The organism is Arthrobacter sp., from assembly GCF_031988865.1.
GTDB lineage: Bacteria > Actinomycetota > Actinomycetes > Actinomycetales > Micrococcaceae > Arthrobacter_B.
Map to the genome: position 1 here is coordinate 8,242 of NZ_DALZXY010000072.1, position 9,847 is coordinate 18,088.

11 protein-coding genes and 1 riboswitch are annotated in these 9,847 nt (G+C 67.0%); of the genes, 1 reads left to right on the top strand and 10 read right to left on the bottom strand.

The window, feature by feature from the left end; genetic code table 11:
• The 3 genes from ribD to RTN46_RS12690 all read right to left on the bottom strand — a co-directional run.
• Positions 1-525, bottom strand: a 525-nt coding sequence (gene ribD / locus RTN46_RS12680; protein WP_312181863.1) for a bifunctional diaminohydroxyphosphoribosylaminopyrimidine deaminase/5-amino-6-(5-phosphoribosylamino)uracil reductase RibD, incomplete at its 3' end; no start/stop codon positions are given.
• Positions 526-527: 2 nt separating this feature from the next.
• The gene (gene pnuC, locus RTN46_RS12685; RefSeq protein WP_312181865.1) at positions 528-1,211 is read right to left on the bottom strand and encodes a nicotinamide riboside transporter PnuC; all 684 of its coding nucleotides are present in this window, start codon (positions 1,209-1,211) and stop codon (positions 528-530) included.
• 103 nt (positions 1,212-1,314) lie between these two features.
• A riboswitch (FMN riboswitch) is annotated at positions 1,315-1,459 on the bottom strand.
• Between the two features lie 36 nt (positions 1,460-1,495).
• Positions 1,496-3,088: an ABC-F family ATP-binding cassette domain-containing protein gene (locus RTN46_RS12690; protein ID WP_312181867.1), complete on the bottom strand. Its 1,593-nt coding sequence runs from the start codon at positions 3,086-3,088 to the stop codon at positions 1,496-1,498.
• Positions 3,089-3,222: 134 nt separating this feature from the next.
• Between RTN46_RS12690 and RTN46_RS12695 the strand changes: the two genes are divergently transcribed.
• A complete protein-coding gene (locus RTN46_RS12695; protein ID WP_312181869.1) occupies positions 3,223-4,056 on the top strand; it encodes an SMP-30/gluconolactonase/LRE family protein in 834 nt (277 codons plus the stop codon).
• Between the two features lie 10 nt (positions 4,057-4,066).
• Here the strand turns inward: RTN46_RS12695 and rpe are convergent, their stop codons facing one another.
• The 7 genes from rpe to RTN46_RS12730 all read right to left on the bottom strand — a co-directional run bounded on the left by rpe (position 4,067) and on the right by RTN46_RS12730 (position 9,740).
• The gene (gene rpe, locus RTN46_RS12700) at positions 4,067-4,732 is read right to left on the bottom strand and encodes a ribulose-phosphate 3-epimerase (protein WP_312181870.1); all 666 of its coding nucleotides are present in this window, start codon (positions 4,730-4,732) and stop codon (positions 4,067-4,069) included.
• A 49-nt stretch (positions 4,733-4,781) separates the two neighbouring features.
• On the bottom strand, positions 4,782-6,350 hold the full coding sequence (locus RTN46_RS12705) for a transcription antitermination factor NusB (protein WP_312181871.1): 1,569 nt from the start codon (positions 6,348-6,350) through the stop codon (positions 4,782-4,784).
• Positions 6,347-7,276, bottom strand: coding sequence for a methionyl-tRNA formyltransferase (gene fmt / locus RTN46_RS12710; RefSeq protein ID WP_312181872.1), 930 nt, complete (start codon positions 7,274-7,276; stop codon positions 6,347-6,349). The genes RTN46_RS12705 and fmt overlap by 4 nt, the downstream gene beginning before the upstream one ends.
• 12 nt (positions 7,277-7,288) lie before the next feature.
• Positions 7,289-7,864 carry a peptide deformylase gene (def, locus tag RTN46_RS12715; protein WP_312181873.1) on the bottom strand — a complete coding sequence of 192 codons (576 nt, stop codon included), beginning with the start codon at positions 7,862-7,864 and terminating at the stop codon, positions 7,289-7,291.
• Between the two features lie 70 nt (positions 7,865-7,934).
• The gene (locus RTN46_RS12720; protein WP_312181874.1) at positions 7,935-8,849 is read right to left on the bottom strand and encodes a PD-(D/E)XK nuclease family protein; all 915 of its coding nucleotides are present in this window, start codon (positions 8,847-8,849) and stop codon (positions 7,935-7,937) included.
• Positions 8,850-8,895: 46 nt separating this feature from the next.
• Positions 8,896-9,321, bottom strand: coding sequence for a class I SAM-dependent methyltransferase (locus RTN46_RS12725; protein ID WP_312181875.1), 426 nt, complete (start codon positions 9,319-9,321; stop codon positions 8,896-8,898).
• A gap of 59 nt (positions 9,322-9,380) precedes the next feature.
• Positions 9,381-9,740, bottom strand: coding sequence for a PepSY domain-containing protein (locus RTN46_RS12730; RefSeq protein WP_312181876.1), 360 nt, complete (start codon positions 9,738-9,740; stop codon positions 9,381-9,383).
• Between the last annotated feature and the right edge of the window lie 107 nt (positions 9,741-9,847).

Here is a 9,847-nt window from a genome sequence, read left to right on the forward strand (position 1 = left end):
CCATTGGCTGGTCCCGTCCGCTGCGGCGGTGTGCCCGTCCAGGCTCTGGGCGGTTTTGACCGTAACGAAGGGACGGTTTTCCAGCACGGCTGCTGACCAGCGGTGGTTCAGCTCCCGGGAAGCATCCACCAGCAGCCCGCCCGAGGTGTCCACCCCCGCGGCGGCAAGGGCAGCCGCTCCCCCGGCGGCGTCGTTATTCGGATCCGCCGCTGCGTACACCACCCGGCCGATCCCGGCCTCGATGATCGCCCGGGAGCAGGGCCCGGTACGTCCGGTGTGGTTGCAGGGCTCCAGCGTCACCACCATGGTGGCCCCGCGTTCGTCCCGCCCGACGGCGGCCGCGTTGGCCAGCGCGTCGGCCTCCGCATGCGGTGTCCCGGCGCCGCGGTGGTACCCGGTGGCGAGGACGGCGCCGTCGTGGTCCAGAATTACGGCTCCGACCAGGGGATTCGCTCCGCGCACTCCCCCGCGGGCCAGGTCCAGTGCCTGGCGCATAGCTGTTTTTTCCGCGTCGCTGAACGTCATGGCTAGCGCACCGTGGGGTCCGGCATATCCACCTGGACCTGCGGCTTCTCATGCGCTTTGGCACGCCACCAGACGAAGAAGCCAATCAGGGTGAAGCAGCCGTAGAAGACGTACATAAAGGCCGTCGCGTAGTAGCCGGCGCTGAACAGCAGCGGCACGCCAACAATGTCCACGGCCACCCAGATCAGCCAGAACTCGACCCAGCCCTTCGCCATCCCGTAGGTGGCCAGCAGTGAACCGACGAAGGTCCAGGCATCCGCCCACACCGGTTCGTAGGAGCCCAGCAGGCCAAAGATAGGCGTCAGGGCGGCGGTGCCGAGGACCAGGATGGCCACCAGGGCGATCCTGGTGCGGCCGGACGCCCACTGCGGGGTCACCGCATCGGCACCGGACTTCTTACTGGTCTGCCAGCGCCGCCAGCCGTAAATGGAGACGGCGATGAACATGATCTGGCGTCCGGCCTGGCCCAGCAGGTTCGCGGCGTCCGCGTCCCCGAAGATTGAGCCGAGGAAAACGGTCAGCAGCAGCGCGTTACCGATAATGCCGACCGGCCAGGCCCAGACTTTGCGGCGCATGCCGCCGAGGGCGCTGAGCAGCCCGAAAATGTTGCCAAGTACTTCGCGCACCAGCAGGGAAGAGTTCCCCACGGGGATCTGCGCGTCAAAGAGCCACCGCAAAAAATCCAATGTCGTTCCTTATCCCGTAGCGGCGGCTCCGGGGGTACGACAGTACGGTGCATCAACGGAACGGGCACCCACATGGGTACGCCGAGCGTCGGTCCAACAAACTGTACGTGCTTCTCCCATCCAGACTTTAACTGTCGGTACTGGAATTTCACCAGTTCAACCGAACGTCCTGCCGGGGCTCCGGCTGGACGTGCGGGTCGCGGACTATAACCGCCGGTTCGGAATTACACCGACCCCGGAGCACGTTTGTTAAGGACATTCTTGCACAAGTTTTGGGGACAGGCTCAGGCCACCCGGACCTCGACCTCCCCGGGTGCGGCGCCGCCGGCGCCGAACACCAGGTGCCGGTTGGCGATTTTTTCGGTGAAGAACCGATCGTGGCTGACCACCACCACCGCGCCCGGGAAGTGCAGCAACGCACGCTCCATCACCTGGGTGCTGGAGAGGTCCAGGTGGTTGGTCGGCTCATCCAGCAGCAGCACGGAGGCCCCGGAGAGCAGGCACTGTGCCATCGCGACGCGGGCTTTCTGCCCGCCGGAGAGGTTGCCGATTTTCTGCTTCAGGTCCGCTTCGGAGAACTGGAACATGGTCAGGAACCGGTTGACCGATTTCTTCGTGGCGGTCAGGGCCAGGCTGTCCGGCATGGCGTTGACCGCATGGGTGACGGTGTCGGCGTCGTCGAGCTCCGCCAGCACCTGGTTGTAGGAGACCATCTTGGCTCCGTTCGCCCAGGCGACCTTCCCGGCGTCGGGTGTCTCTTCGCCCGTGAGGACGCGCAGCAGCGTGGTTTTGCCGCTGCCGTTGGCGCCAAGGACCACCAGCCGGTCGCCTCGCCGGATCTCGAAGCTCAGTCCGCGGAACAGCGTCTTCTCGCCATAGGACTTGTCCAGCGATTCGACCCGGCACAGGTTGTCCTTCACATGCAGGCCGCCGTAGATCTCGGTGATGATCTGGTCCACCGGGCGCGGTGCGCGGGCCTTCTTGATCTTCGCGAGCCGGTTGCCCAGCGCGCCGCCGCCGGCCTTGGCTGCCTCCCGGCGGTCGGAGATGCCCTCGGCTTCGAAGGCCAGCAGCTCGGACTCGTGCACAAACTGGGAGGCCAGGGCCTTCAGCCGGAACTGCTTCTGGACAATGTACTCGGCGAAGTTCCCGGCGTATTCGTGCAGGTGGTAGTTCTCCACCTCGATGATGCGGGTCACCACGGCATCCAGGAACTTCCGGTCGTGGGAGACGACGACGGCGGCTCCGCGGAAGTCGCGGAACCAGCCTTCCAGCCACTCCACGCCGGCTACGTCGAGGTAGTTCGTGGGCTCATCGAGCAGCAGGACATCCGGCGCCTGGAGCAGGATTTTCGCCAGCGCCGCACGGTTGCGCCAGCCGCCGGAGAGGGCATCGATCGGGCAGGTGCGGTGTGCCTCGCTGAACCCCAGGGTGGTCAGGGCGGCGTCGATCCGGCGGGGGTAGTCCCAGCCATCCAGCCGCTCCATGGCTTCAAAGAGTTCGGCCTGCCGCCGGATCAGCCGGTCCATGACTTTGGGCTCCGGATCCGTGGCCAGCGTCTCGTCGATGGTGGCCAGCTCGGCCTCGACTGCCTTGATTTCCACGAACAGCGCGTCGAGGACCTCGGAGATCGTGGACTCGCCGTTGAGTTCGGAGAACTGGGAGAAGTAGCCGATCTTCAGGCCGTCCTCCACGATGACGGAGCCGGAATCCGGTTCCACCTGCTCCAGGATCAGCTTCAGCAGCGTGGACTTACCCGAACCGTTTTTACCGATCAGCCCCACCCGGTCCTTGGGTTCCAGGCGGAAAAACGCCTCGCGCAGGATCTGCGTCTTTTCGAAACCAACATTGACGTCCTGCAGCCTGATCAGGCTCATACGGGGATCCTCTCGGGGGTGGAAGCCAGCCACTCATCCTACCGGTGCCGGGGGTATCCACTGTTCCCGGCTGCCCGGCCGGCAGCATACTGTTTGGCACAACAGAACCAATCGGTGCGGAAGAGGGGCCCACGATGGAGAAAGCGACAACGCTGGTGACCGGACTCGGAATGGGGGAATCGGCGCGGTGGCACAACGAGGAACTTTTCTATGCGGACTGGACCGCCGGAACAATTTCTGCCCTGGACGCTGCAGGAAATGTCCGGCGCGTGGCGGGTGTGCCGTCGTTTCCGATCACCTTTGACTGGTTGCCCGACGGCCGGATGGCCGTGGTGTCCGGCACCGAGGCAGCGGTCCTGGTGGAGGTTCCGCACGCCGGGCTGGTGCCTTTGGCTGACCTCCGGAGCATCTCGACGTATCCCTGGAACGAGATTGCCGTCCATCCCTCCGGGAACATGTACGTGAACGGCATCGGCTACGACTATGCCGGCGAACCCCAGGCGAACGGGGTGATTGCGGTGGTCCGGCCGGACGGGTCAGCGCAGGAGGTCGCCGGCGGCCTCGCGTTTCCAAATGGCATGCTGATCTCCGCGGACGGCAGCACGCTGGTGGTGGCCGAATCCAACGCCGGCTGCCTGACCTCGTTTTCGGTGCGGGAGGACGGCGGTTTGGAGCCCGAGGGGACCTGGGCCGGGGTGGAGGGCAGCGCCCCGGACGGGATCAGCTGGGACGGGTCCGGGGGCATCTGGTTCGCCGAAGTTCCCGGCGAACGGTGCGTGCGGGTCCAGCAGGGCGGCACAGTCCTGGAGACCGTGCAGCTGGAGGACGGCTGCTTTTCCTGCGCCGCCGGAGGCCTGGACGGCGGCCTGCTGTTTATGCTGACCGCCCGGTGGCCGGAAGTGATGGACCCGGACGCCGACAAAACCGGCCGGGTCATGGTGCAGCGGGTGAAAGAGTCCAGCGCGTGAAACAGCTTACCTAGCGTGCCACCGCATTTGCCTGGGCACGGAGCTTCGCGATCGCCTCGTTCGGATCGGGCGTCCCGTAGACCGCAGATCCGGCCACAAAAACGTTCGCCCCGGCCTCTGCCGCGCGTTCAATCGTGTCCGGGGCGATTCCGCCGTCCACCTGGATGGCCACCTGCAGGTCGGAGCCGCGGACGGCCTCGGCCGCCCGGCGAATCTTGGGCAGGGTCACGTCCAGGAACTTCTGGCCGCCAAACCCGGGTTCAACGGTCATGATCAGCAGCATGTCCAGCTCGGAGAGCATGTCCAGGTACGGTTCCACCGGTGTTGCCGGGCGCAGCGCCATGCCTGCCTTGGCCCCGCGGGCGCGCAGCTCCCGGGCCAGGCGGATCGGCGCTGCGGCCGCCTCCACATGGAACGTCACCGAGGCCAGGCCGGCTTCCGCATAGGCCGGGGCCCAGCGGTCGACGTCGGAGATCATCAGGTGGGCGTCCAGCGGCAGGGCGCTGACCTCCTGGATCCGCTGCACCACCGGCAGGCCGATGGTCAGGTTCGGCACGAAGTGGTTGTCCATCACGTCCACGTGCACGGCGTCAGCGCCGCTGATCCGCGTCAGTTCCGCTTCCAGGTTCACGAAGTCGGCGGACAGGATGCTCGGGTTGATGCAGCACTTACTCAAAGGGGCTCCTCAGGGTGTGGGCGGGCTCGCCGGGCTAAGTCTCGCCGGGCTAGCTCTTGCGGCGGATGAGCGCCAGGAACATGGCGTCGGTCTGGTGGACGTGCGGCCAGAGCTGCGCGGTGGACTCGTGCCCCGCGCCCAGGGACCCGGTCAGGCTGACGGCATCCAGGGCGGCACCGGCGTCGAGCAGTTCCAGATCGGTACGCTTGCGCAGCACGTCCGCGACGACGGCGGTGGTTTCCGCCGGATGCGGGGAACAGGTCACATAGGCGATCACGCCGCCGGGCTTCACAGCTTCGATGGCCGTGTTCAGCAGCTCGCGCTGCAGGATCCCCAGATCCCCGACGTCGCCGGGCTGGCGGCGCCAGCGCGACTCGGGACGGCGGCGCAGCGCACCGAGGCCGGTGCAGGGTGCGTCCACGAGGATCCGGTCAAAGGTTTCCGGATAGTCCTCGGCCACGGTGCGGCCGTCGCCGGTACGTACGTTCCAGGTCTCCCCCGGTACGGCTTCCAGCGCCTGGCGGACCAGCTGCGCACGGTGCGGTGCTGGCTCGTTGGCCAGCAGCACGGCACCCTGTTCGTGTGCCAGGGCGGCCAGGAGCGCGGCTTTGCCGCCGGGCCCGGCGCACATGTCCAGCCACTTCTCCACGCCGTCGTCGTCTATGGAAGAGCCGTCCAGCGCCAGTTCGGCCAGGGCGCGGGCCACCAGCTGTGAGCCGGCGTCCTGTACGCGGGTGGTGCCGGCCCGCACGGAGTCCAGGCGTCCGACGTCGCCGGCGGAGAACAGCGCGGAGTCCCGGACCAGTTCCCCGTCCACCGCGCCGGCGGCACGGGCTTCGTCGAGGTCGCCCAGGCCGGGCAGTGCAACGAGGTTGACCACCGGGGCGTCATTGTCGGCGCGGAGCAGGTCGGTGATTTCCTCCACGCTGCGTCCGTGGGCCACCAGGGACTGGCGCAGGGCCCGGACGATCCATTCCGGGTGGCTGAATTCGATCGCGGAGCGCTTGACCTCGTCTGCCTCGCCTTCGGTCAGCAGTGCCACCCACTCGTCCATGCTGCGGGCGGATACCTTGCGCAGCACGGCGTTGATCAGGGCGGACGGTCCGGCGCCGATCACGGCGCGGGCCAGGCCAACGGTCTGGTCCAGGGCCGCGTGCGCCGGAACGCGCATGGCCAGCAGCTGGTGCACCCCGATCCGCAGGGCGTCGAGGACGGCCGGATCGAGCTGGTCGAGCGGACGGTCTACGCATTTGGCCAGGATTGCGTCGTAGGTTCCCTGGCCGCGGAGGGCGCCGTAGGCCAGTTCGGTGGCGAATCCGGCGTCGCGCTTGTCCAGCCGGTGCTTGCGGATGCTCTTGGGCAGCACCAGGTTGGCGTAGGCGTCCTCGCCCGAGACGGCGCGGAGCACTTCGAAGGCCACCAGCCGGGCGGGATCCGCTGCCCGGGTCCGCTGCGAGGGTGCGGCCTCGGTGTGGCTGCGGGTGGCCGGGCGGCTGCGTTCCCGGCCCTTGGCGCTGCGGTTGGTGTTACTGCGGCCGGAGCTGTTGCCGGTGTTGCGGCCGGAATCGCGGCTGGAATTACGGCGTTCCCCCGCGGAACCGTTATTGGGGGTGCTCATTTCAAAACCACGTCCTCACGCTGGCCTAGTCCCCGGGCCCAGTCGGGGCCGGGCATCATCTTTTTTCCGGCCGGCTGGACCAGTTTCAGTTCCAGAGCCGTGCTGCCGGTGCCAACCAGCGCGGAGGCGCCGCTTCCCGCACCGAGACGCACCTGGCCGGGAGCCAGGTCCGTGACGTCGGGCCGCGGGATCGCAGCGCCGATCTTGAAGCGGGCACCGTCAAAGGTGGTCCAGGCGCCGGGCTCCGGAGTGACGCCGTTGATCCGCCGTCGAATTGCGAGGGCCGGCTGCTTCCAGTCCAGCTTCCCGTCCTCGATGCTCAGTTTGGGTGCCAGGGTCACTTCACCGGACTGCGGCACGGGGACCGCCCGCCCGGCTTCGATTGCGGCAAGCGTCTGCGCCAGCAGCACGGCACCGCTGTGTGAAAGCCGTTCCAGCAGTTCCCCGCTGGTAAGACCCGGATCCACGGTTTCGGTGAGCTGGCCAAAGACCGGACCAGTGTCCAGGCCTTTTTCCAGCAGGAAGGTACTGGCGCCGGTAATTTCGTCTCCGGCGATCACCGAGTGCTGCACCGGCGCGGCACCGCGCCAGGCCGGCAGCAGCGAAAAGTGCAGGTTGATCCACCCGTGGGTGGGAATCGTGAGCGCGCGCTCTGGAATCAGGGCACCGTACGCAACGATCGCCGCGGCGTCCGGTGCCAGGTCCGTGATGGCGGCAACGGCGTCGTCGTTAATCTTGTCAGCCTTGATCACCGGCAGGCCCAGCTCCGCCGCGCGCGCGGCGACCGGCGAGGGCGTCAGGACGCGTTTGCGCCCCAGTGGCGCATCGGGCCGGGTGAGGACGCCGACGACGTCGAACCCGGCGTCGAGCAGTGCGTTAAGGGACGGGACGGCTACGGCCGGTGTCCCCGCGAACAGTACGCGCATCGCCACGGCCGCCTAGGCTCCAGTGCTTGGGGTTCCGAAGGTCCCAAAGCTGGAGCCGACGGTCTGGGCGCGCTCGGAGATGGTGCGTTCGGCGATCGAATCGTAGTCGGCGGTCCGAATGGCGCGCAGAGCGGCTTTGCGGTTCTCGCCTTCGAGCCGGTCGATGTACAGGACACCGTCCAGGTGGTCGGTCTCGTGCTGGAAGCAGCGCGCGAGCATGCCCTCGCCTTCAATGGTGACGGGGTTGCCGTCCTTGTCCTGGCCTCTCACCCGGGTCCAGCGGTAGCGCGGGACGGGGTAGCCGATGCCGGGAATGGAGAGGCAGCCTTCCACCTGGTCCTCCTGGCGGTCTTCGCTCAGTTCCAGGACCGGGTTCACGATGTGCCCTGCCACGCCGTCAATCCGGTAGGTGAAGACGCGCAGGCTCACTCCGACCTGGGGTGCGGCCAGGCCGGCGCCCTCTACGTCCTCCATGGTCTCTTCCATGTCGGCAACAAGCTTGGCGAGCTCCGGACCGAACTCCGTCACTTCCTCGGCCCTGGTCCGCAGGACGGGGTCGCCGATGATCCGAATCGTCAGGATTGCCATCTGGAGTGTGTTCCTTACTGTCGCGATGTGGTGCGGTCTGCAGACGGGGCAAAAGTGCCCGCCTACCAGTCTAGTTGGAGACCGGCTGCCCGGCTGCTGCAGCGTGGGCCCCGGCGGCCTGCACCGGGGCCTGCATCGGGTGCTGCACCGGGGGCGGGGCGATTGGCAGCAGCGCCTGCCCGGCGGCGAGGGCGTCGTGGCTGGTCTGCCAGACCCGGCGGAGGGCGCAGAATTTGTACCAGTGCTGAGGCAGGACTGCCGGGTTGGCCTGCATGGGACGCACCTCTGTCTGGCCAACGGCGACGCCCAGCAGGAGCGGATTCTGCCCGTACTGCCACGGTTCCCATTCCCCGCGTCCGGCGTCGACCAGCGACTCCTCGGCCTTCATGCCGGCGACCAGCTGCATAACCACCTTGTCATCGAGCTGTTTCACCTGGCCGTCGCGGTCGGTGTTTTTGGTCTTGTAGTCGATCAGGCAGAGCCGTCCGCCGATCCGGGCGACCAGGTCCAGGGTGCCGGCATAGCCGAGTTCGTGGTTCCAGACAGTGATCTCCGCGGCTACCGGCTGGACCTGGTAGAGCTGCCACCACTCGTCGAACCGGTCGGCGAACTGGTGCTCGCCGTGTTCGGCCAGCGTGGCCCGGGCCTCGGCGAGCTCGTGTGGCTGGTCCAGTGCCCGCAGTGCCACCTGCTCACAGTAGAAGTGCACGCGGGTCCCGCGTTCGGCTGCCTGATCCCGGTACAACTCGGAAGCGCGGGAGGCTTCCTTAACGATGGTGCGCAGCTGCCCGGCGTTGCCCACCGCTCCCGGAAGGCCTGGATGCTTAGCGACAGCGCTGGCCGCCATGTAACTGTGCCAGCCGGCCAGCGAGGTGCTTCCCTGCGCAATCACCGTAGTGATGGAGGGAACCGCCGGAGGTTCAGTCAGGGAGCGCGAGTACATGCGCCCGAACTCAGTTGCGTGTGCCAGGGCTGGATCAGTCATAAACCCAGTCTGTCACCCGGCGGTGACCTTTATGCAAAGCCGCCCGCTAGCGCAGCTGTACTTCCTTGAGCGGATCCCCGCCATCAATGTACAGCCGGCCGTCCGGGGCCAGCGCCGCAGCAATTCGCGTCCGTGCCTCGACGCCCGCCTGCGGATGCCGTCCGTCCAAGGCCCCGACGCGGACGGCGAAAGCCAAGTCGAATGGTTCCTCGTCCAGCCCCAGCTCAAAGTCCTCCACGGCGACGTGCCGTGCGCTGAGGAGACCCGAAGCGATTTCGGCTGCCGCGTTCCGCTTGATCTGCTCAATCCCTTTTGCGGACCGGTCGATGACGAGGATGTGGCCGCTGCCGATGCGCCCCGCGACTTCCCTGGCCGCAGCCCCCGGCGCGCCACCGATCTCCAGGACCCGGAGTCCCGGCCGGAGCGGCAAGGCCTCAACGACGGCTGCGAGGCGGGGAGACAGGGTGTTCACGGCGCTGCCGGAACCCTGTGCAAAGGATGTTTCACCTGATGCTGGAACTCATCCATCTGCTAGTCCTGTTCGACGTCCAGGATCTCACCGGTTGCTTTGTCTACCTTGACTTCGATCCGTCCCTCATTGCTGTCTTTGACCTCGACTTCCCACGCCGGAGTGCCACGGAAGTCGTCATCCTCGACGCCGATAACCTCGCCGCCATACTGATCCGTGACGATGCTGCCGGCGTCTCCGAGGGAGATACTCCCGGTTGCCGGGGCGGACGTTGCAGTGCCGCTTCCCTCCTGCGGGCTGCTCGACGGCGACGTTTCCGCTGGCTGGGTGGGCTGGGTGTCCTGTTCCTGGGGGCTGGAATTCGTGCACCCCGTGAGTGCGATAACCGCTGCGAATACCGCTGCTTGAGCTCCTCGATGCATGCTGCTGCCTCCTCGGACGTTGCTGCTCTCTTCGTTCCGGCTTATCACTCTTCCTCCAGCGGGGGCAAACACCGGTGGAAGGCCCTTAAACGAAAACTGGCCCCTTG

Coding starts and splice junctions, on each gene's coding strand:
- RTN46_RS12720 (WP_312181874.1), bottom strand. CDS start 8,849: ATGACTGATCCAGCCCTGGCACACGCAACTGAGTTCGGGCGCATGTAC.
- RTN46_RS12695 (WP_312181869.1), top strand. CDS start 3,223: ATGGAGAAAGCGACAACGCTGGTGACCGGACTCGGAATGGGGGAATCG.
- fmt (WP_312181872.1), bottom strand. CDS start 7,276: ATGCGCGTACTGTTCGCGGGGACACCGGCCGTAGCCGTCCCGTCCCTT.
- RTN46_RS12690 (WP_312181867.1), bottom strand. CDS start 3,088: ATGAGCCTGATCAGGCTGCAGGACGTCAATGTTGGTTTCGAAAAGACG.
- RTN46_RS12705 (WP_312181871.1), bottom strand. CDS start 6,350: ATGAGCACCCCCAATAACGGTTCCGCGGGGGAACGCCGTAATTCCAGC.
- RTN46_RS12730 (WP_312181876.1), bottom strand. CDS start 9,740: ATGCATCGAGGAGCTCAAGCAGCGGTATTCGCAGCGGTTATCGCACTC.
- def (WP_312181873.1), bottom strand. CDS start 7,864: ATGGCAATCCTGACGATTCGGATCATCGGCGACCCCGTCCTGCGGACC.